The 21183-nt window shown below is 71.5% G+C and carries 20 protein-coding genes; 16 read left to right on the top strand and 4 right to left on the bottom strand.

The window, feature by feature from the left end; genetic code table 11:
* Positions 1–14 precede the first annotated feature (14 nt).
* The 12 genes from WAB15_RS33625 to WAB15_RS33680 all read left to right on the top strand — a co-directional run bounded on the left by WAB15_RS33625 (position 15) and on the right by WAB15_RS33680 (position 14975).
* Entirely contained in the window at positions 15–944 is a 930-nt protein-coding gene (locus tag WAB15_RS33625; RefSeq protein WP_407288545.1) for an ABC transporter permease, read from the top strand.
* Positions 937–1740: an ABC transporter ATP-binding protein gene (locus tag WAB15_RS33630; RefSeq protein ID WP_407288546.1), complete on the top strand. Its 804-nt coding sequence runs from the start codon at positions 937–939 to the stop codon at positions 1738–1740. Before WAB15_RS33625 ends, WAB15_RS33630 begins: the two co-directional genes overlap by 8 nt.
* 449 nt (positions 1741–2189) lie before the next feature.
* Positions 2190–3056: a squalene synthase HpnC gene (gene hpnC / locus WAB15_RS33635; RefSeq protein WP_407289340.1), complete on the top strand. Its 867-nt coding sequence runs from the start codon at positions 2190–2192 to the stop codon at positions 3054–3056.
* Positions 3053–4006 (top strand): presqualene diphosphate synthase HpnD, encoded by a 954-nt coding sequence (hpnD, locus tag WAB15_RS33640; protein WP_399145079.1) that lies wholly within the window; start codon positions 3053–3055, stop codon positions 4004–4006. The genes hpnC and hpnD overlap by 4 nt, the downstream gene beginning before the upstream one ends.
* A gap of 100 nt (positions 4007–4106) precedes the next feature.
* A complete protein-coding gene (gene hpnE, locus WAB15_RS33645; protein ID WP_407288547.1) occupies positions 4107–5516 on the top strand; it encodes a hydroxysqualene dehydroxylase HpnE in 1410 nt (469 codons plus the stop codon).
* Positions 5517–5569: 53 nt separating this feature from the next.
* On the top strand, positions 5570–6634 hold the full coding sequence (locus tag WAB15_RS33650) for a polyprenyl synthetase family protein (protein WP_399145082.1): 1065 nt from the start codon (positions 5570–5572) through the stop codon (positions 6632–6634).
* A gap of 107 nt (positions 6635–6741) precedes the next feature.
* Positions 6742–8760 (top strand): squalene--hopene cyclase, encoded by a 2019-nt coding sequence (gene shc, locus WAB15_RS33655; protein ID WP_407288548.1) that lies wholly within the window; start codon positions 6742–6744, stop codon positions 8758–8760.
* On the top strand, positions 8760–9425 hold the full coding sequence (locus tag WAB15_RS33660) for a 1-hydroxy-2-methyl-2-butenyl 4-diphosphate reductase (RefSeq protein ID WP_407288549.1): 666 nt from the start codon (positions 8760–8762) through the stop codon (positions 9423–9425). The genes shc and WAB15_RS33660 overlap by 1 nt, the downstream gene beginning before the upstream one ends.
* Positions 9426–9430: 5 nt before the next feature.
* The gene (gene hpnH, locus WAB15_RS33665; protein ID WP_399145086.1) at positions 9431–10456 is read left to right on the top strand and encodes an adenosyl-hopene transferase HpnH; all 1026 of its coding nucleotides are present in this window, start codon (positions 9431–9433) and stop codon (positions 10454–10456) included.
* A gap of 73 nt (positions 10457–10529) precedes the next feature.
* Positions 10530–12410, top strand: coding sequence for a 1-deoxy-D-xylulose-5-phosphate synthase (gene dxs, locus WAB15_RS33670; protein ID WP_407288550.1), 1881 nt, complete (start codon positions 10530–10532; stop codon positions 12408–12410).
* Entirely contained in the window at positions 12407–13789 is a 1383-nt protein-coding gene (locus WAB15_RS33675) for an aspartate aminotransferase family protein (RefSeq protein WP_407288551.1), read from the top strand. Before dxs ends, WAB15_RS33675 begins: the two co-directional genes overlap by 4 nt.
* Before the next feature lie 19 nt (positions 13790–13808).
* Complete coding sequence (locus WAB15_RS33680; protein ID WP_407288552.1) at positions 13809–14975, top strand: serpin family protein; 1167 nt, start codon at positions 13809–13811, stop codon at positions 14973–14975.
* A 7-nt stretch (positions 14976–14982) separates the two neighbouring features.
* Here the strand turns inward: WAB15_RS33680 and WAB15_RS33685 are convergent, their stop codons facing one another.
* Complete coding sequence (locus WAB15_RS33685) at positions 14983–15402, bottom strand: GNAT family N-acetyltransferase (protein ID WP_399145092.1); 420 nt, start codon at positions 15400–15402, stop codon at positions 14983–14985.
* Positions 15403–15437: 35 nt separating this feature from the next.
* Positions 15438–16244, bottom strand: a complete 807-nt coding sequence (locus WAB15_RS33690; protein WP_407288553.1) for a tyrosine-protein phosphatase — start codon at positions 16242–16244, stop codon at positions 15438–15440.
* A gap of 316 nt (positions 16245–16560) precedes the next feature.
* Here WAB15_RS33690 and WAB15_RS33695 point away from each other — a divergent pair, with 316 nt between their 5' ends.
* The gene (locus WAB15_RS33695) at positions 16561–17337 is read left to right on the top strand and encodes an SGNH/GDSL hydrolase family protein (protein WP_407289341.1); all 777 of its coding nucleotides are present in this window, start codon (positions 16561–16563) and stop codon (positions 17335–17337) included.
* Positions 17338–17407: 70 nt separating this feature from the next.
* On the opposite strand, the gene WAB15_RS33700 is transcribed toward WAB15_RS33695, so the two are convergent.
* On the bottom strand, positions 17408–17875 hold the full coding sequence (locus tag WAB15_RS33700) for an ATP-binding protein (protein WP_407288554.1): 468 nt from the start codon (positions 17873–17875) through the stop codon (positions 17408–17410).
* 137 nt (positions 17876–18012) lie between these two features.
* Between WAB15_RS33700 and WAB15_RS33705 the strand changes: the two genes are divergently transcribed.
* The 3 genes from WAB15_RS33705 to WAB15_RS33715 are packed head-to-tail and all read left to right on the top strand — an operon-like array spanning position 18013 to position 20067.
* Positions 18013–18879: a helix-turn-helix domain-containing protein gene (locus WAB15_RS33705; protein ID WP_399145095.1), complete on the top strand. Its 867-nt coding sequence runs from the start codon at positions 18013–18015 to the stop codon at positions 18877–18879.
* Between the two features lie 7 nt (positions 18880–18886).
* Complete coding sequence (locus tag WAB15_RS33710; protein WP_393500283.1) at positions 18887–19165, top strand: DUF397 domain-containing protein; 279 nt, start codon at positions 18887–18889, stop codon at positions 19163–19165.
* A complete protein-coding gene (locus WAB15_RS33715; protein WP_407288555.1) occupies positions 19162–20067 on the top strand; it encodes an SAM-dependent methyltransferase in 906 nt (301 codons plus the stop codon). The genes WAB15_RS33710 and WAB15_RS33715 overlap by 4 nt, the downstream gene beginning before the upstream one ends.
* Positions 20068–20116: 49 nt before the next feature.
* Here WAB15_RS33715 and WAB15_RS33720 read toward each other — a convergent pair whose 3' ends face one another.
* Entirely contained in the window at positions 20117–21139 is a 1023-nt protein-coding gene (locus WAB15_RS33720; protein ID WP_399145097.1) for a carbohydrate kinase family protein, read from the bottom strand.
* Positions 21140–21183: the final 44 nt, after the last annotated feature.

Consider the following 21183-nt stretch of genomic DNA (forward strand, 5'->3'; position numbering starts at 1 on the left):
CGAAAGTGTCAACTGTGAGCGAGACCACGCACGACAGTGCGGTCGCCATGAGTGCCCCGCCAGCTTCCGACGAAGGGCTGACCCCTGCCCAGCGGGCCCAGAAGTACGGGCTCTCCCAGAGCGGTGCCCGGCCCAGCCTCCCGGAGTACGTCCGGCAGCTGTGGGACCGGCGGCACTTCATCTCCGCCTTCGCCAGCGCCAAGCTGACGGCGCAGTACAGCCAGGCCAAGCTGGGGCAGGTCTGGCAGGTGGCCACGCCACTGCTGAACGCGCTCGTCTACTACTTGATCTTCGGTCTGCTGATCGGCACGAGGAAGGGCGTCCCCGACTTCGTGCCGTTCCTGGTCACCGGCGTCTTCATCTTCACCTTCACCCAGAGTTCGGTGATGGCCGGTACGCGGGCGATCTCGGGCAACCTGGGTCTGGTGCGGGCGCTGCACTTCCCGCGCGCCTGTCTGCCGATCTCGTTCTGCCTGATGCAGCTGCAGCAGCTGCTGTTCTCCATGGGCGTGCTGGTCCTGATCCTGCTGGGCTTCGGGCAGCTGCCGACCTGGTCGTGGCTGCTGGTGCTCCCCGCGCTGGCGCTGCAGTTCGTCTTCAACACCGGCCTGGCGATGGTCATGGCGCGGCTGGGCTCGAAGACCCCGGACCTGGCGCAGCTGATGCCGTTCATCATGCGGACGTGGATGTACGCGTCCGGCGTGATGTTCAGCATCGACCTGATCCTCAAGGGCAAGGACGTCCCGGCGTTCGTCGAGGTCCTGCTCAACGCCAACCCGGCGGCCGTCTACATCGACCTGATGCGCTTCGCGCTGATCGACAGCTTCACGGCGGAGAAGCTGCCCCCGCACGTGTGGGCGTTCGCCGGCGGCTGGGCGCTGCTGATGGGCGTCGTCGGCTTTGTGTACTTCTGGAAGGCTGAGGAGCGGTACGGACGTGGCTGAGCAGAAGAACGGCGTCCAGCCGACCGAGGCCGCAGAGGCCCGTATCCCGACGGTGATCGCGGACGATCTGCACATCGTCTACCGGGTCTACGGCACCGGAGCGGGCAAGGGCAGTGCCACCGCGGCCCTCAACCGCATCGTCCGCCGCAAGCCCTCGACCGGTGTGCGCGAGGTCCACGCGGTCAAGGGCGTGTCCTTCACCGCCTACCGGGGTGAGTCGATCGGCCTGATCGGCTCCAACGGCTCGGGCAAGTCGACGCTGCTCAAGGCGGTCGCCGGGCTGCTGCCCGCGGAGCGCGGCCGGGTCTACACCCACGGCCAGCCCTCCCTGCTGGGCGTCAACGCGGCCCTGATGAACGACCTGACCGGCGAGCGGAACGTCATCCTCGGCGGCCTGGCGATGGGCATGTCCCGCGAGCAGATCCGCGAGCGCTACGACGGCATCGTCGACTTCTCCGGCATCAACGACAAGGGCGACTTCATCTCGCTGCCGATGCGCACCTACTCCTCCGGTATGGCCGCCCGGCTGCGGTTCTCCATCGCCGCCGCCAAGGACCACGACGTGCTGATGATCGACGAGGCCCTGGCCACCGGCGACCGCGCCTTCCAAAAGCGCTCCGAGGCCCGCATCCGCGAGCTGCGCAAGGAAGCCGGCACGGTCTTCCTGGTCAGCCACAACAACAAGTCCATCCGCGACACCTGCGACCGCGTCCTGTGGCTGGAGCGCGGCGAACTGCTGATGGACGGCCCCACGGACGAGGTCATCAAGGCGTACGAGAAGGAAACGGGCAAGTAGCCCCACTCGCACCGGAAGGCCTCCGCGAGTCCGCCTCGCGGAGGCCTTCGGCGTGAGGTGACGGCCAACTCCACTGGCGTCGGGAGCAGTTCGGACGGGGTGGATGCCGACCGGATCGTTGCCCGGGGCCTCGGTACCCGCTCGGACCTGTACGAGAGGCACGGCGTAAGCTGTACGGGTACCGAACAGCACAAGTGGTATAAGTCGGGCGACGCTCACCCAAAAGGGTGATGGAGGCTCGATTAGGGCGCGTCGCCGGGTGCGGCGTGTCCGAAATAGGATGTTTTAGCTTGGCGGTGTAGAACGGGAGACGTGACGGCAATGGCTACTGGTTCGCTCCGGCACCGAAATGCGCCGGGCAGACCCCGGTGAGCCGAGACAACGAGCGGGCGCGTCGCGCCTTCGTCGGAAGGGTGGCGACGGGTGACGGGCGGGACCAGACGCGCACCGTGCTCGATCAGGCCGCACATGAGAACTTCCCGGTCGCGCCGTTCTTCCTGCCCCGCGTCTGGCGGGCCGATCTGATGGCCGTCTACGGCTTCGCCCGGCTCGTCGACGACATCGGCGACGGCGATCTCGCGCCCGGCGGCGGCGACGCCGTACTCCTCGGGCTCGACCGCGCACAGTACGACGACCGGCCCGCGCTGCTGGACGCCCTGGAGGCGGATCTGCACCGTGTCTTCAGCGACCGCGCGCCCGGCCCCAAGCATCCGCTGATGCGCCGCCTCGGCCCGACCGTCCGCCGCTGCGAGCTGACCCCCGAGCCCTTCCTCGGCCTGATCGAGGCCAACCGCCAGGACCAGCGGGTGAGCCGTTACGCCACCTACGACGACCTGGTGGCCTACTGCGAGCTGTCCGCCAACCCCGTCGGCCGGCTCGTCCTCGGCATCACCGGCACCTCGAGCCCCGAGCGGATCCGTCGCTCCGACGCGGTCTGCACCGCCCTGCAGATCGTCGAGCACGTCCAGGACGTGGCCGAGGACCTCGGGCGCGACCGCGTCTACCTCCCCGCCGAGGACATGAAACGCTTCGGCGTCACAGAGGCCGATCTGGCCGCCCCGAGCGGGGGCGCATCGGTGCGCGCACTGATCGCGTTCGAAGCCGAACGCGCCCGTGACCTGCTGAATGAAGGCACCGCGCTGGTGGGTAGCGTCCACGGCAGACTCAAGCTGCTGCTGGCCGGATTCGTGGCCGGCGGACGCGCCGCACTCCAGGCGGTGGCGGCCGCCGAACACGACGTACTCCCTGGACCGCCCAAGCCGACCAAGCTCAGCCTGATGCGCGAGCTGGCGGCCGTACTGCGAAGAGAGGGGTGAGCCGGACCGTGGAGGCAACCGCACACGCGTCCGCGCCGGTGCTCGCTGCGTACCGCTACTGCGAGGCCGTCACCGGTCAGCAGGCGCGCAACTTCGCCTACGGCATCCGGCTGCTGCCGACCGACAGGCGACAGGCCATGTCGGCGCTCTACGCCTTCTCCCGCCGGGTCGACGACATCGGCGACGGCAATCTGGAGACCGCCGCCAAACAGCAACGCCTGGAGGACACCCGGGCGCTGCTGGCGCGTATCAAGAACGGCCTGGTCGACGAGGACGACACCGACCCGGTGGCCGTCGCGCTCGCCGACGCCGCCGCGCGCTTCCCCATCCCGCTCGACGCGTTGGACGAGCTGATCGACGGTGTGCTGGCGGATGTGCGCGGCGAGACCTATGAGACCTGGGAGGGCCTCCGGGTCTACTGCCGCTGTGTCGCCGGAGCCATCGGCCGGCTCTCGCTCGGCGTGTTCGGCACGGTGCCGGGCGCGCCGGACGCCGAGCGCGCTCCCGAGTACGCCGACACGCTCGGCCTCGCCCTCCAACTGACCAACATCCTCAGGGACGTTCGCGAGGACGCCGGCAACGGCCGTACGTACCTGCCCGCCGAGGACCTCGCCAAGTTCGGCTGCTCGGCCGGGTTCGCCGGTCCCGTCCCGCCGCCCGGCTCCGACTTCGCCGGCCTGGTGCACTTCGAGGTGAAGCGGGCCCGTGCGCTGTTCGCCGAGGGCTTCCGGCTGCTGCCGATGCTCGACCGGCGCAGCGGCGCCTGCGTGGCCGCGATGGCCGGCATCTACCACCGCCTGCTCACCCGGATCGCGTCGGACCCCGAAGCGGTGCTGCGCGGCCGGGTGTCGCTGCCCGGCCGGGAGAAGGCGTTCGTCGCGGTGCGCGGGCTGTCCGGGCTCGACGCGCGGGCGATCGGGCGCCGGCAGGCCGTCCGGAGGCGTGGATGATGCGCCGGGCCGCGAACGACAGCGGTGACCCCGCGCCAGCGCGGCGGGCAACCCTCCCCGAGGCGGCTGCGTCCATGATTCACGTATGGGGGGAGGCCACATGACATCGCACGCCACCGCCGCGGTCGTCATCGGGGGCGGCCTCGCGGGCACGACCGCGGCGCTCGCGCTGGCCGACGCGGGGCTGCGGGTCACCCTTGTCGAGGGCCGGCCCCGCCTGGGCGGCCTGGTCTTCTCCTTCCGCCGCGACGGCGCCGCCGGCGAGCTGAGCGTCGACAACGGCCAGCATGTCTATCTGCGCTGCTGCACCGCCTACAGCGGGCTGCTGGAGCGGATCGGGGCCACGCGTCTGGTGCCCCTGCAGGACCGGATGGACGTACCGGTCCTGGACGCCGACCGGATGCGGCTCGGCCGGCTGCGCCGCACCGCCCTGCCCGTCCCGCTGCACCTCGCCAAGAGCCTCGCGAGCTATCCGCACCTGTCCCCGGTGGAGCGGGCCGGCGTCGTGCGCGCCACCCTCGCGCTCAAGGCCCTCGACCCCGCCGACCCGGCGCTGGACGGCCTCGACTTCGGCAGCTGGCTGCGCCGCTACGGCCAGTCGCCGCGCGCCGTCGAGGCCTTGTGGGACCTGGTCGGCATCGCCACCCTCAACGCCCGCGCCGCCGACGCCTCGATGGGCCTGGCCGCCAAGGTCTTCAAGACCGGGCTGCTGTCCGCCCCGGGCGCCGCCGACATCGGCTGGTCCCGCGTCCCGCTCGGCGACGTCCACGACGGCCTCGCCCGCACGGCCCTGGAGAAGGCCGGGGTGCGCATCGCCCTGCGCACCCGCGCCGGGGCCCTGACGCGCACGGACGACGGCTGGCGGATCTCGGTGGACAACGGCCCGCACGGCAGCGAGCAGCTCACCGCCGGCACGGTCGTCCTCGCCGTACCGCAGCGCGAGACCCACGCCCTGCTGCCCGACGGAGCGCTGGCCGGCAGGGACCGCCTGCTGGACATCGGCACCGCCCCGATCCTCAACCTCCATGTGGTCTACGACCGCAAGGTGCTGCGCCGCCCCTTCTTCGCCGCGGTCGGCTCCCCGGTCCAGTGGGTCTTCGACCGTACGGAGGCCTCCGGGCTGCCCGGGCAGCCCGACGGGGCCGGCTGCCAGTACCTGGCCCTCTCACAGTCCGCCGCGCAGGAGGAGATCGACCAGCCGGTCGCCAAACTCCGCGCCCGCTACCTGCCCGAACTGGAGCGGCTGTTGCCCGCCGCCCGCGGCGCGAGGATCCGCGACTTCTTCGTCACCCGCGAGCGCACCGCGACCTTCGCGCCCGCCCCGGGCGTCGGCAGGCTCCGCCCCGCCGCCCGCACCCAAGCCCCCGGCCTGTTCCTGGCCGGCGCGTGGACCGCCACCGGGTGGCCCGCGACCATGGAAAGCGCTGTCCGCAGCGGCACCGCCGCCGCCCGCGAAGCACTCACCGAACTCGGCTTCCCCCAGGGCCAGTTGCCTCAGGAGGCGGCATGACCACGAGTACCAGCGCTCCCACGAGCACGAGCATCGGAAACAGAGGAGAAACCGTGAATCCGGCTTCCCCAGCTATCGACACCGAGAGCGTCACCGCGCTGCTGGAGCGCGGACGGACGCTCGCCACTCCCGTGCTGCGTGCCGCCGTGGACCGGCTCGCTCCTCCCATGGACACCGTCGCCGCCTACCACTTCGGCTGGATCGACGCCGAGGGCAACCCCAGCTCGGGGGACAGCGGCAAGGCGGTGCGGCCCGCGCTGGCCCTGCTGTCGGCCGAGGCCGCCGGCGCGGCCCCCGAGGTCGGCATCCCCGGCGCGGTCGCCGTCGAGCTGGTGCACAACTTCTCGCTGCTGCACGACGACCTCATGGACGGCGACGAGCAGCGCCGGCACCGCGACACGGTGTGGAAGGTGCACGGCCCCGCCCAGGCCATCCTCGTCGGCGACGCGCTGTTCGCCCTCGCCAACGAAATACTGCTGGAGCTCGGCACGGTCGACGCCGGCCGCGCCACCCGGCGGCTCACCCTGGCCACCCGCAAGCTGATCGACGGCCAGGCGCAGGACATCTCCTACGAGCACCGCGAGCGGGTCACCGTCGAGGAGTGCCTGGAGATGGAGGGCAACAAGACCGGCGCGCTGCTGGCCTGCGCCGTCTCCATCGGTGCGGTCCTGGGCGGCGCCGACGACCGCACCGCGGACACTCTGGAGAAGTACGGCTACCACCTCGGCCTCGCCTTCCAGGCCGTCGACGACGTGCTCGGCATCTGGGGCGACCCGGACGCCACCGGTAAGCGGCCCTGGAGCGATCTGCGCCAGCGCAAGAAGTCGCTGCCGGTCGTCGCCGCGCTCGCCGCCGGCGGCCCGGCCTCCGAGCGGCTGGCCCAGATCCTGGCCGCCGACGCCCAGAAGAGCGAGACCGAGATCGCCGACTTCACCGAGGAGGAGTTCGCCTCCCGCGCGGCCCTCATCGAGGAGGCCGGCGGCCGCGAGTGGACCTCCCAGGAGGCCCGCCGCCAGCACGCCACCGCGATCGCCGCGCTGGACGAGATCGAGATGCCGGAAAAGGTCCGCGCGCAGCTCGTCGCACTCGCCGACTTCGTCGTTGTACGAGAGAGATGATCACGCTTCGACACCGAATAGATCGCAGTCGCCGGCCGGTGCCAGCCGGGCGCCGGCCGACGGAATCCCTGAGCACGCTTTGACAGTTCACTGCCGAAGGGGAAGCCATGACAGCGACGACCGACGGAAGCACCGGGGCGCTGCCGCCCCGGGGCCCCTCGGCCAGCGAGACCACCGCTGAGACAACCGAATCGACCCACCGCACGGATACCGCCGTACTCCAGGACACGGCGGAGGCGGCCCGGCGCGCGACCGCACGCGCCACCGACTACCTGCTGTCCGTCCAGGACCCCGCCGGATGGTGGAAGGGCGACCTCCAGACCAACGTCACGATGGACGCCGAGGACCTGATGCTCCGCCAGTTCCTGGGCATCCAGGACCCGAAGCTCACCGAGGCCGCGGCCCGCTTCATCCGCGGTGAGCAGTGCGAGGACGGGACATGGGCCACGTTCTACGGCGGGCCCGGCGAGCTCTCCGCCACCATCGAGGCCTATGTCGCCCTCCGGCTCGCCGGGGACGAGCCCGACGCGCCCCACATGGTCAGGGCCTCGGCCTGGATCCGCGCACAGGGAGGTATCGCCGCCGCCCGGGTCTTCACCCGTATCTGGCTGGCGCTCTTCGGCTGGTGGAAGTGGGAGGACCTGCCCGAACTCCCGCCGGAACTCCTCTACTTCCCCAAGTGGTTCCCGCTCAACATCTATGACTTCGGGTGCTGGGCGCGGCAGACCATCGTGCCGCTGACCATCGTCTCGGCCAAGCGCCCGGTCCGCCCGGCGCCGTTCGCCCTCGACGAGCTGCACACCGATCCCGACAACCCGAACCCGCCCCGGCCGCTCGCCCGCGCCACCAGCTGGGACGGCGTCTTCCAGCGCCTCGACAAGGCGCTGCACCTCTACCACAGGGTCGCCCTGCGCAAGCTGCGCGGCGCCGCGATGCGCTCCGCCGCCCGCTGGATCATCGAACGGCAGGAGAACGACGGCTGCTGGGGCGGCATCCAGCCCCCGGCCGTCTACTCGATCATCGCCCTGCACCTCCTCGGCTACGACCTCGACCACCCCGTGCTGCGCACCGGCCTTGCGTCGCTGGACCGGTTCGCGGTCTGGCGCGAGGACGGCGCCCGGATGATCGAGGCCTGCCAGTCCCCGGTCTGGGACACCTGCCTGGCCGCCATCGCACTGGCCGACGCCGGACTGCCCGCCGACCACCCGCAGTTGGTCAAGGCCGCCGACTGGATGCTCGCCGAGCAGCTCGACCGGCCCGGCGACTGGAGCGTGCGGCGGCCCCAACTCCCCTCCGGTGGCTGGGCGTTCGAGTTCGACAACGACAACTACCCGGACATCGACGACACCGCCGAGGTGGTGCTCGCGCTCCGCCGTGTCGACCACCCCGACCCGCAGCGGGTCGAGGCCGCGGTGCGCCGCGCGGTCCGGTGGAACCTCGGTATGCAGTCCAGGAACGGGGGCTGGGGCGCGTTCGACGTCGACAACACCAGCCCGCTGCCCGACCGTCTGCCGTTCTGCGACTTCGGCGAGGTCATCGACCCGCCGTCGGCCGATGTCACCGCCCATGTCGTGGAGATGCTCGCCGACGTCGGCCGTACGCACGACCCGCGCACCCGCCGCGGGATCGCCTGGCTGCTGGCCGAGCAGGAGCCCAGCGGTGCCTGGTTCGGCCGCTGGGGCACCAACTACGTCTACGGCACCGGCTCGGTGCTCCCCGCGCTCGCCGCGGCCGGCATCCCCGCCGCGCACCCGGCGGTCCGCCGCGCCGTGCGCTGGCTGGAGCGGGTGCAGAACGACGACGGAGGCTGGGGCGAGGACCAGCGGTCCTATCAGGACAAGGAGCGGTGGGCCGGGCGCGGCGCCTCGACCGCCTCGCAGACCGCCTGGGCGCTGATGGCGCTGCTCGCGGCCGGCGAACGGGAGAGCGAGGCGGTACGGCGCGGGGTGCGCTGGCTGACCGGGACCCAGCGCGAGGACGGCTCCTGGGACGAGCCGTACTTCACCGGCACCGGCTTCCCCTGGGACTTCTCCATCAACTACCACCTCTACCGCCAGGTCTTCCCACTGACGGCCCTGGGCCGCTATCTCCACGGGGGACCGGCCGCCGCCGCGGTGGAGGCCTGATGCCGAGACGGCCCCCCGCGGACGCGGACCCGCCGCTGCTGGTCGCCTGTGCGCTCGGCATCGAGAGGTTCGCGCTGCGCGGGGGAGCCGGCCGGCCGGCGGGGGAGGCACCGCCGCGGCTGGTCGTGCTCCGTACGGGCATGGGCCCCCAGGCGGCCGAACGCGCCGTCGTCAAAGCGCTGGGTGAGGACCGGGCGACAGCGCGTTCCCCCGTCGTCGCCAGCGGCTTCTGCGCCGGCCTCGCCCCCGGGATGCGCCCCGGGGACGTGGTCGTCGCCGAGGCCACCCGCGACCACCGGCCCGGCGCGCCGGACCTGCCCTGCCGCGACAACGGCCCGCTGCTGCGCGCGCTGCGGCAGCGCGGCCTGACCGTGCACAGCGGACTGCTGTGCGGCTCCGACCACGTCGTGCGCGGCGCGGAGCGGGCCGCGCTGCACGCCTCCGGGGCGCTCGCGGTGGACATGGAGTCCGCCGCCACGCTCCGCGCGGCGCAGCGAGCCGGCGGCCGCCCGGTTGCGGCCGTCCGGGTGGTCGTGGACGCTCCAGAACATGAACTCGTACGCATCGGCACCGTGGGCGGTGGAATATCAGCCTTCCGGGTGCTGCGCTCGGTACTTCCTGTCTTCTATGAATGGCACCGTTCTTTGCTGCTCCCCTGGAGGTGAGCCAGATGGCCATGCCGCTCCGACAGTCCATCAGGGTCGGGACCTATCTCTTTGAACAGAAGATGATTCGCCGTCGCGAGAAGTTCCCGCTCATCGTCGAGCTCGAACCGCTCTTCGCGTGCAACCTCAAATGCGAGGGCTGCGGGAAGATCCAGCACCCCGCGGGGGTGCTCAAACAGCGGATGCCGGTGGCACAGGCGGTCGGCGCGGTACTGGAGTCCGGTGCCCCGATGGTCTCCATCGCCGGTGGCGAGCCGCTGATGCACCCGCAGATCGACGAGATCGTGCGGCAGTTGGTGGCCCGCCGGAAGTATGTCTTCCTGTGCACCAACGCGATGCTGCTGCGCAAGAAGATGGACGAGTTCACCCCCTCGCCCTATTTCGCGTTCGCGGTGCACATCGACGGAATGCGTGAGCGGCACGACGAATCCGTGGCGAAGGAAGGCGTATTCGACGAGGCGGTGGCGGCGATCAAGGAGGCCAAGCGGCGCGGCTTCCGGGTCACCACCAATTCCACCTTCTTCAACACCGACACCCCGCAGACCATCATCGAGGTCCTCAACTTCCTCAACGACGACCTGCAGGTCGACGAAATGATGCTGTCGCCCGCCTACGCCTATGAAAAGGCCCCCGACCAGGAGCACTTCCTGGGCGTCGAGCAGACCCGGGAGCTGTTCAAGAAGGCCTTCGCCGGCGGCAACCGGCGCCGCTGGCGGCTCAACCACAGCCCGCTCTTCCTGGACTTCCTGGAGGGCAAGGCGGACTTCCCGTGCACGGCCTGGGCGATCCCCAACTACTCGCTGTTCGGCTGGCAGCGCCCGTGCTACCTGATGAGCGACGGCTACGTCCCGACGTACCGGGAGCTCATCGAGGAGACCGACTGGGACAAGTACGGCCGCGGCAAGGACCCCCGCTGCGCCAACTGCATGGCGCACTGCGGCTACGAACCGACGGCCGTCCTGGCCACCATGGGCTCCCTCAAGGAATCCCTCCGGGCGGCCAAGGAGACCGTCGCGGGGAACCGCGGTTGACCCCATGAGCGGGGAGCCCACGCCCTGGGGGCTCCCCGCCACCAGCCGGCCGAACGAGCAGAGGGGGACCCCTGTGACGATGCTGGAACACATCCGGGAACCGCGTGACCTCAAGGCGCTCCCCGAGGGGCGCCTGCCCGAACTCGCCGAGGAGATCCGGCACTTCCTCGTGCACGCCGTCGCCCGCAGCGGCGGCCATCTGGGCCCCAACCTGGGGGTCGTCGAGCTGACCATCGCCCTGCACCGGGTCTTCGACTCGCCCGCCGACCGCATCCTGTGGGACACCGGCCACCAGTCCTACGTCCACAAGCTGCTGACGGGTCGTCAGGACTTCTCCAAGCTGCGCGCCAAGGGCGGGCTCTCCGGCTACCCCTCGCGGGCGGAGTCCGCGCACGACGTGATCGAGAACTCCCACGCCTCCACCGTCCTGGGCTGGGCCGACGGCCTGGCCAAGGCCAACCAGGTGCGCGGCAGGGACGACCACGTGGTCGCCGTCATCGGTGACGGCGCGCTGACCGGCGGCATGGCCTGGGAGGCGCTCAACAACATCGCCGCCGCCAAGGACCGCCCGCTGATCATCGTCGTCAACGACAACGAGCGGTCCTACGCGCCGACCATCGGCGGCCTGGCCGACCATCTGGCCGCGCTGCGCACCACCGACGGTTACGAGAAGGTCCTGGCCTGGGGGAAGGACGTCCTCCAGCGCACCCCGGTCGTCGGGCAGCCGCTCTACGGGTCCCTGCACGGTGCCAAGAAGGGCTTCAAGGACGCCTTCGCACCCCAGGGCATGTTCGAGGACCTGGGCCTGAAGTACATCGGACCGATCGACGGCCACGACATCGCGGCCGTCGAGTCCGCGCTGCGCCGCGCGGCCGGCTTCCACGGGCCGGTGCTGGTGCACTGCCGCACCGAGAAGGGCCGCGGCTACCAGCCGGCCCTGGAGGACGAGGCGGACCACTTCCACACCGTCGGCATGATGGACCCGCTGACCTGCGCGCCGGTCGCCCCGCCCGGTGCGCCCTCCTGGACGTCCGTGTTCGCCGACGAGATGGTCCGCATCGGCGCCGAGCGCGAGGACGTCGTGGCCATCACGGCGGCGATGCTGCAGCCGGTCGGGCTCGGGAAGTTCGCCGAGGCGTTCCCGGACCGGGTCTGGGACGTGGGGATCGCCGAACAGCACGCCGCGGTCTCGGCCGCCGGGCTGGCCACCGGCGGGCTGCATCCCGTCGTCGCGGTGTACGCCACCTTCCTCAACCGCGCCTTCGACCAGGTGCTGATGGACGTCGCCCTGCACAAGTGCGGGGTCACCTTCGTCCTGGACCGGGCCGGTGTCACCGGCACCGACGGCGCCTCGCACAACGGCATGTGGGACCTGTCGGTGCTGGGCGTCGTACCGGGGCTGCGGATCGCCGCGCCGCGCGACGCCGACCAGCTCCGCGCCCAGCTGCGCGAAGCGCTGGAGGTGGACGACGCACCGACCGTCATCCGCTTCCCCAAGGAGTCGGTGGACGACCCGATCCCGGCCGTGGACCGGGTCGACGGCGTCGACGTGCTGTACCGCACACCGCATCCGGACGTACTGCTGGTCGCGGTCGGAGTGATGGCCCCGGTCTGTCTGCGGGTGGCCGAACTGCTCGCCGCACGCGGGGTGGACGCGACCGTCGTCGACCCGCGCTGGGTCAAGCCCGTCGACGACGCCGTCCCCCGGCTCGCCGCACGGCACGCGATGGTGGCGGTCGTCGAGGACAACAGCCGCAACGGCGGGGTCGGCTGGGCCGTCGGCCAGGCCCTGCGGGACGCCGACGTCGATGTGCCGCTGCGCACCTTCGGCCTGCCCGAGCAGTTCCTGCCGCACGCCCGGCGCGGGGAGCTGCTGGCCGACCTCGGCCTCACCCCGGCCGAGATCGCCGGCCGGATCAGCGCCGCGCTGGCCCGTAAGGAGGGCACCCCGTGACCGGATTCGATCTGACCCGGCTGCTCGCCGAGCGCGGCGCCGAGCGCTACGACCTGCACACCCGCCACCTCAACCACCAGCTCCCGCGGATGCTGCGCACCATCGGCTTCGACAAGGTCTACGAGCGGGCCGAGGGCGCGTACTTCTGGGACGCCGACGGCCAGGACTACCTGGACATGCTGGCGGGTTTCGGGGTGATGGGCCTGGGCCGGCACCATCCCGTCGTCCGGCAGGCGCTGCACGACGTCCTGGACGCCGAGCTCCCCGACCTCACCCGCTTCGACTGCGCACCGCTGCCCGGACTGCTCGCCGAGAAGCTGCTGGCCCACGCGCCCCACCTGGACCGGGTCTTCTTCGGCAACAGCGGCACCGAAGCCGTCGAGACCGCCCTGAAGTTCGCCCGCTACGCCACCGGCAGACCGCGCGTCCTGTACTGCACCCACGCCTTCCACGGCCTGACCACCGGCGCGCTCTCCGTCAACGGCGAGGACGGCTTCCGCGACGGCTTCGCCCCGCTGCTGCCGGACACGGCCGTCGAGATGGGCGATCTGGCCGCGCTGGAACGCGAGCTCAAGCGCGGTGACGTGGCCGGATTCGTCGTCGAGCCCATCCAGGGCAAGGGCGTCCACCCCACCCCGCCCGGCTTCCTGCGGGCCGCACAGGAGCTGCTGCACCGGCACAAGGCGCTGCTGATCGCCGACGAGGTGCAGACCGGCCTCGGCCGCACCGGCGACTTCTTCGCCTACCAGCACGAGGACGGCGTCGAACCGGACCTGGTGTGCGTGGCCAAGGCGCTCTCGGGCGGCTATGTCCCCGTCGGCGCGACCCTCGGCAAGGACTGGATCTTCAAGAAGGTCTACTCGTCCATGGACCGGGTGCTGGTGCACTCCGCCAGCTTCGGCGCCAACGCCCAGGCGATGGCGGCGGGCCTGGCGGTGCTCACGGTGCTGGAGGACGAGCAGCTCGTCGCCCACGCCCGGCACACCGGCGAGCTGCTGCGCTCCCGGCTCGCCGCACTGGTCGGCAGGTACGAGCTGCTGCACGACGTACGCGGCCGCGGCCTGATGATCGGCATCGAGTTCGGCCGCCCCAGCTCGCTGGGCCTGCGGAGCCGCTGGACGATGCTGCAGGCGGCCCGCAAGGGCCTGTTCGCGCAGATGGTGGTGGTCCCGCTGTTGCAGCGGCACCGCATCCTGACCCAGGTCTCCGGCGACCATCTGGAGGTCATTAAGCTGATCCCGCCGCTGATCATCGGCGAGCCGGAAGTGGACCGTTTCGTCGAGGCGTTCACGGCCGTCATGGACGACGCCCATGGCGGCGGCGGCCTGCTGTGGGACTTCGGGCGGACGCTGGTCAAACAGGCGGTCGCCCACCGCTGACGACGCTCGTGGGGGTGCGATGGTCGCCGGGACGACGGTGCGGTCGGTCAACACGATGACGGCGCGCTGGGCGCGGGAGACGGTGGGGGAGCAGGGCACGGTGCTGACCGCGGCCGGCGTCTGGCCGCTGCTGGCCCTGCTCGCCGGCCCGGCGGCCGGCCCGGCGCGTGCGGAGCTGGCCGAGGCGCTCGGCACCGATCCGGAGCAGGCGGTCCGCGAGGGCGCCGCACTGCTCGCCGCGCTGGACGCCGCGGACGGCGTCGACGCGGCGGTGGGCCTGTGGGCCCGCCGCACCCTGGCGCTGCGCCCCGCGTGGCTGGGCGGTCTGCCGCCCGGCGTGCACGGCGAGCTGGCCGAGGACCCGGAGGCGGACCAGGCGGCGCTGGACGACTGGGCCCGCCGGCACACCGACGGCCTGATCGAGCGGATGCCGGTGCAGGTCACCCCCGACCTGCTGCTGCTCCTGGCCAGTGCGCTGCTGGTGCGCACCACCTGGGCGCGGCCGTTCCAGGCGTTCCCGGACCGGGTGGGCCAAGGGCCCTGGGCGGGGCGGGAGCTGACCTCGCTCAGCCGCTCCGGGCCCGACGTGGACCAGGTGCGGGTGCACGCCACACCGGCCGGTCCGCTCACCGACGTCACGGTCGAGGGCGACAACGGCCTGGACGTGCATCTGCTGCTCGGCGGGCCCACGACGCCGGGTGCCGAGGTGCTGGACCATGGTGTCGCGGCACTGGAGGGCACCTACCCGACGGTCTCCGGCACGGCGCTGAGCGACGGCGTAGGGCCGGGGCTGACGGTGACGAGGGTGCAGAGCGACGACCCCGCCCCGCGATTCCACCTCACCACCGCGGCGTTCACCGTCGACGCCGACCACGATCTGCTGAAGCGGGCGGACCTCTTCGGTCTCGCCAGCGCCTGTGATACCTCCCGTGGGCACTTCCCCGGTATCAGCGACACCCCGCTCGCGACGGCGGCCGCCCGCCAGACGGCGACCGCGACCTTCGGCCCGCTGGGCTTCCGGGCGGCGGCCGTCACGGTCCTGCCGGCCGCCGCGGGCGCCGCACCGCCGCCCCCGCGCCACCAGGCGCTGTGGATCGCGGCCCGCTACGACCGGCCCTTCGGCTTCCTCGCCGTGCACCGGGCGTCGGGAATGGTGCTGGTCGCGGGCTGGGTCGCCGAGCCGTGAGCCGGTGCTACTGGCGCCCGTAGGCCATCCATTTGCCGGGCTCCGCCAGTGGGCGGAAGCCCACCTTCTCGTAGACGTCGTGGGCGTCGGCCGTCGCGAGCAGGATGCGCCGCACGTCGTAGGGCGCCAGGTGGTCGCGGACCGCGGCGACCAGCGCGGTGCCTATCCCCTTGCCGCGTGCCTCGCGGGCGACATAGACGTCGCAGAGCCAGGCGAAGGTGACCCGGTCGGTGACCACCCGTGCATAGCCGACCTGGGCACCCGACGCGGTGTCGTAGGCCCCGAAGTTCAGCGAATCGGCGATCGCCCGGTCCTGCTTCTCCCGCGAGCGCCCCGCTGCCCAGTACGTGTCGGTGGACAGCCAGTGGTGCACCAGGGCGGGGTCCAGCCGAGCCGGATCGCTGGAGAACTCGTAGTTGTCGATCATGGCTCGGAGCCTGCCATACGGCCGTCCGCGGCGGGTCAGCCCTCCAGCAGCCGGTCGCGCAGCCGCTCGCGGGTGGCGGGTGCCAGCTTCAGGCCGTCGGAGAGGTAGCTCTCCGTGGAGCCCCAGGTCTCCTCGATCGCGGCGTAGGCGGCCGTGAGGTAGTCGGCGTGCGCCCCGAACAGCGGCGAGAGCAGCTCCAGTACCTCCGGGGACATCCCGACCGCGGAGTTGTCCGAGCGGCGGATCTTGTAGCGGCGGTGCGGCTCGTTGGACTTGAGGTAGTCCTCCTCGATGGCGTCCCGCTCCACGCCGACCGCCAGCAGGGTCACCGCGACGGACAGTCCGGCGCGGTCCTTGCCGGCCGCGCAGTGCATCAGCGCCGGGACGCTGTCCTCGGCGAGCGCATGCAGCACCCGGCTGTGGTCTTCCGTGCGGGTGGTGATGATGTGGCGGTAGGTCGCCGTCATACGGGCCGCGGCCTTGCCGTCGCCGAGCAGGGTGCGCAGCTGCCCCAGCTCACCGTCGCGCACCATCGTCCAGAACTCCGCGCCGTCGGCCGGGTCGGTGAGCGGGATGTTCACATTGCGCACGCCGGGCAGCGCGACATCGGGGCCCTCCAGCTTGATGTCCGAGGCATTGCGGAAATCGAAGACGGTGTGCAGCCCGAGGCCGGCCAGAAACGCCGCGTCCTGTTCCGTGGCGTGGGCGAGGTGCCCGCTGCGGAACAGCCTGCCCTCCCGTACGCGACGCCCGTCCACGGTCGGCAGCCCGCCCACATCGCGGAAGTTGCGGACCTCCGCGAGCTCGGGCTGTGCCTGGGGGACCTGCGGCGTCTGCGTCACGGGCGCTCCTTGATGTCGGCCGGCGACGCTGCTTGTCGACGGCGCGGGCACAACCGACGATACGACACTGGTGCAATGGTCAATCAAGCCGCGATGGTGGTGTGTGGAAGCGCGAGACGGCGCTCGGGGCGGCGAGTGATCGATCATTATTCCAACTTGAGAAGAATTTGACCTGGTGGCATTAATCACCTCCCGTCAACCCCTGGTTACGGTGGCGTAGGTCACTTCTGAAGGTGAAGTATGTCCTGACGTGGCAGACGATTCGAAGAACATCAGCAGCGGCGCCTGGAGCGCTGCAGATGAGTCGAAAGACCTCATCACCGGCGCCCACGGCGCCATCGGGTCGTACGCAGCCGTCGGGGACAGCTTCACAGAGGGGGTCGGGGATCCCGGCCCTGACGGGGTGTACATCGGTTGGGCGGACCGCCTCGCGGTCCTGCTCTCGGACAAGCGGGCGGAGGGGGATTTCCGCTATGCGAATCTCGCCGTCAGGGGGCGGCTGCTGGACCAGATCGTCGAGGAGCAGGTGCCGCGGGCGAAGGAGCTCGCCCCGGCGCTGGTGACGTTCTGTGCCGGCGGCAACGACATCCTGCGGCCCGGCTCGGATCCGGACGCGGTCGCCGAGCGCTACGAGGCGGCGGTCGTCGATCTGCGGCAGGCCGTCGGCACGGTCCTGCTCTGCACCGGCTTCGACACCCGCGGTGTCCCGGTGCTCAAGCATCTGCGCGGCAAGATCGCGACGTATACGGCGCACGTCAGGGCCATCGCGGACCGGCACGACTGCCCGGTGCTGGACCTGTGGTCGCTGAAGTCGGTGCAGGACCGGCGGGCCTGGAGCGAGGACCGGCTGCATCTGTCGGCCGACGGCCACACCCGGGTGGCGCTGCGCGCGGCCCAGGTGCTCGGTCTGCGGGTGCCGGCCGACCCGGACCAGCCGTGGCCTCCGGAGGCGGAGCGATCGGCCGCCGAGGCGCGGCGGGACAACGTCCACTGGGCGCGGGAGCACCTCGTGCCGTGGATCGGCCGCCGGCTGCGCGGCGAGTCCTCCGGCGACCATGTCGAGCCCAAGCGGCCGGACCTGCTTCCGCTGTAGTGCGGCCGCGGCCCGACGGCGGGCCCGCGGCATGACCGAGGCCCCGCTCCCGCAGACGCGGAACGGGGCCTCAGTTGTGTGCCGCGGTGCCCTTGTACGGCAGGTCCGCCCAGACGACCCGGCCCTGACCGCTGTCGGCGGGCCGCGATCCCCAGCCGTCGGACAGGGCCCCGACGAGGAACAGGCCCCGTCCGCACTCCTTGTCCACGCTGCCGGGCTGGACGTGCGGCGCCGAAAGCCCCGGCCCGCCCTGGTCCGTGATCTCTATGCGTATGTGCGTCCCGACGAGGGACAGCTCGCAGCCGACCTTCTCGCTGTCGGTGTGCCGTACCGCGTTGGTGAACAGCTCGGAGACCACCAACTCCACGTCGTCGCGGACTTGTTGATCCGCGCCCCACTCGCACAGCAGCACACTGACGCGTCTGCGCGCCTCGGGAACGGAGGTGCGTCGCGCCGGCAAGTGGAACGCGTCCTGCGGGTACTGGGCGACGAAGCCGCCACAGCGCCCTAACGAAGAAGCGTTGTTGGAGGAAGCCACGTCGTAACTATGTGCGATGTTGGTCACCGATGGCAAGGATCACTCTGTAATTTGCAGAATCGTAAGTGCAGTCTGTTCGTTAATAGTGACGGCATGACACACTGCTGATCACTGACATCAGTTGGAGGCGATCGGACGTGGCGGACCCACGGTCGGCAGGCGCACCGACCGTCCTGCGGGTGGTACTCGGCAAGCGGCTGCAGGACCTGCGCGAAAAGGCGGGACTCTCCTTCGAGCAGGCCGCCGCGGCGCTCGATGTGACCCACGCCACGATAAGGCGCATGGAGAAGGCCGAAGTCGGCCTCAAACTCCCCTACGTCGAGAAGCTGCTGGCGACCTACGGCGTCACCGACGGCGACGAGATCGAGGGCTTCCTCTCGCTGGCCCGCGAGGCCAACAAACCAGGCTGGTGGCACCGCTTCCGCGATGTACTGCCCGAGTGGTTCAGCGCGTTCGTCAGCCTGGAGGGCGAGGCCAACCTCATCCGCGCCTACCAGCCGCACTACGTCCCCGGGTTGCTGCAGACCGAGGACTACGCCACCGCCGTCCTGCGCGCCGGTATGCCGCACGCCTCCGCGGCCGACATCGACCGCATCGTCGCGCTGCGCATGGAACGGCAGTCCCTGCTGACCCGCGAGAACGCGCCGATGCTGTGGGTGGTCATGGACGAGACCGTCCTGCGGCGGCCGATCGGCGGGCCCAAGGTGATGCGCGACCAGATCACCCGGCTCATGGAGGCCACCGCGCTGCCGAACGTGCGGCTGCAGCTCATGCCCTTCGCCGCGGGCGCGCACCCCGCGATGTACGGGCCCTTTCACATCTTCCGCTTCCCGATCCCGGAACTCCCGGACATCGCATACGCGGAAAGCCTCGTCGGAGCCGTGTACTTCGACCAGCGCAACGACGTCTCGCAGTTCCTGGAGGCCCTGGACCGGATGTGCGCGCAGGCCGCGCCGGCACACACCACCGAGGCCATTCTGGGTGGCTTTCGCAAGGAGATCTGAACCCCCCATGGATCGCATACGCATCTACAACGGCATGCCCGCCAAAGAGCTGGGCACAGAGGGCTGGCACAAACCATGGAGCGGCGGGAACGGCGGCGAGTGCGTCGAGGCGATGCGGCTGGGGGACGGCCGCATCGCGCTGCGCCAGTCCACCGACCCGGACGGCCCGGCACTCATCTACACCCACCGTGAAATGGTGAGTTTCATCGAGGGCGCGAAGGCCGGCCACGCCGACTTCCTGCTCTCCGCCGCACCGGGCCGGTGCACCGAGCGGAGGTCGGCGTGAGCGAGCAGAACACCTCCCCGGCGGCCCCGGACCCGGAGGTCCCGCGGATCGGACCGTACGCCCCGGGGCCGGCGCACTCCGGCTTCGCGGCCGAGGAGATCGACACCAGCCGGCCGCACCCGGCGCGGATGTACGACTACTACCTCGGCGGCTGGGACAACTACGAGGTCGACCGGGTGGCCGCCGAGCGGGTCATCGAGGTCCACCCCCAGGTGCGGCTCAGCGCCCGAGCCAACCGCGCGTTCCTGCGCCGGGCGGTGCGCGAACTGGTCGCCGGCGGCATCCGCCAGATCATCGACATCGGCACCGGCATCCCCACCTCGCCCAACACCCATGAGGTGGCCCGCGAGATCGCCCCCGAGACCCGCGTCGTGTACGCCGACAACGACCCGATCGTCGCCACCCACGCCGGGGCCCGGCTGACCAACACCGCGCACACCGGCTTCGTGCTCGGCGACGTTCGCGACCCCGAGGCGATCCTGGCGCACCCCACCGTCCGCGAACTGATCGACTTCGACCGGCCGGTGGCGCTGCTGCTGGTCGCCGTGCTGCACTTCGTCCGCGACGACGAGGACCCGGCCGGCATCATCGCCACCCTCGCCGAGGCGCTCCCCGCGGGCAGCCATCTCGTCCTGTCGCACGCCACCGACGAGCCCTACGAGGCGTACGAGGGCGGCCGTACGGACGAGGTGGCGCGGGCCGGCGTACAGGACGTCTACAAGAGCGCCACCGCCACCCTCAACCTGCGGTCGAAGGCCGGCGTCGAGCGGCTCTTCGGACCGTTCGCACTGCTGTCGCCGGGCGTCGTACGGGTGCCGCTGTGGCGGCCGGACGGCGCGGTGCCCGGTGCCGAGGAGCTCAACAACACCATTTTCTACGGCGCGGTGGGCCGCAAGGGCTGAACACCGGACACCGGCGGGGGCGGAAGGCCGCCATCGACGCCTGGCGGGCCTACGCCCCCGCCGGGGAGACCTGGGCCTCCGGCGGTTCCGGGAGCCCGGGCGGCGGCTCCACCACACGTGCCGTCAGGGTCGGGGCGACCACCCGGGTGTCCGCGACCACGCCGCGCAGATCGTCCGGTCCGACGAGGGCGGTGTGCGTCCCCGGCGCGGTGCACGCATGCGCTCCCGCGACGGCGCCCAGCCGTGCGCACTCCTCCAGCGGCCGGCCCGCCAGCCGGCCGTAGAGGAAACCGCAGGTGAAGGCGTCGCCGGCGCCGTTGCTGTCCACGACGGGGCCGGGCGGGACCACGGCCGGCACGAGCCGCGGGGTGCGGTCGTCGGGCGTGAGGAGGTACGCGCCGCCCGCGCCGGCCGTCGCGATCACCGCCTCGGCACGCCCCTGGCGCAGGATGTCGCGCATGACGGACCCGATCCGTTCGCCCGCCCCGGCCGTGCTGAGGAACACCAGATCCGAGCGGAGCGCGAACTCCCGGTGATGTTCCGTCAGACCGTCCCAGTCGTGCAGATCGGTGGAGACGGGGAGGCCGAGCGCTTCGATGTCGTCGTAGACGAAGCGCGCGAAGTGCGTGATCGACAGATGGACGTGCCGGGCCCGGCGCAGCGCGGGGAGGTAGTGCTCGGCCGGCATCCGCAGCTCGCGCGGGTCGCGGGCGTCGTGGAAGGACATCCGGCGGCCGTCGGGGGAGACGAGGTTGACCGCGCGCCGGGTGCCGTGCGGGGAGATCAGTGGACGGAAGTCGACGCCGGTGCCGGCCAGCCGCTCACGGACCAGGCCGCCGGGATGGTCGTCGCCGATGAAGTCCAGGAGCCCGGTGGCCAACCCGAGCGCCGCGCAGCCCAGCGCGACGCCGGTGCCGGTGTGTCCCGCCCACTCGCGAATGGGCGCCACCGGGTGGGAATCGGCGAGCGGCACGGGCAGCGCGCCGACCGGCACGACGGTGTCCACGCCCGTCCCACCGAAGACGAGTACGTCGTATGCGTCATACGGCTCAGAATCCTGCTGGAATGTCACAAGCGTCCCTGAATCTCTTGCTGCTGAGGCGAATCCCTTGCTGG

The organism is Streptomyces sirii, assembly GCF_045690365.1.
In the GTDB taxonomy this organism is placed as follows: domain Bacteria; phylum Actinomycetota; class Actinomycetes; order Streptomycetales; family Streptomycetaceae; genus Streptomyces; species Streptomyces sirii.

Bases quoted from the DNA above. Each gene is read 5' to 3' on its own strand.
- hpnE (WP_407288547.1), top strand. From the start codon at position 4,107: ATGACATCGCACGCCACCGCCGCGGTCGTCATCGGGGGCGGCCTCGCG.
- shc (WP_407288548.1), top strand. From the start codon at position 6,742: ATGACAGCGACGACCGACGGAAGCACCGGGGCGCTGCCGCCCCGGGGC.
- WAB15_RS33660 (WP_407288549.1), top strand. From the start codon at position 8,760: ATGCCGAGACGGCCCCCCGCGGACGCGGACCCGCCGCTGCTGGTCGCC.
- hpnH (WP_399145086.1), top strand. From the start codon at position 9,431: ATGGCCATGCCGCTCCGACAGTCCATCAGGGTCGGGACCTATCTCTTT.
- WAB15_RS33680 (WP_407288552.1), top strand. From the start codon at position 13,809: ATGGTCGCCGGGACGACGGTGCGGTCGGTCAACACGATGACGGCGCGC.
- WAB15_RS33685 (WP_399145092.1), bottom strand. From the start codon at position 15,402: ATGATCGACAACTACGAGTTCTCCAGCGATCCGGCTCGGCTGGACCCC.
- WAB15_RS33710 (WP_393500283.1), top strand. From the start codon at position 18,887: ATGGATCGCATACGCATCTACAACGGCATGCCCGCCAAAGAGCTGGGC.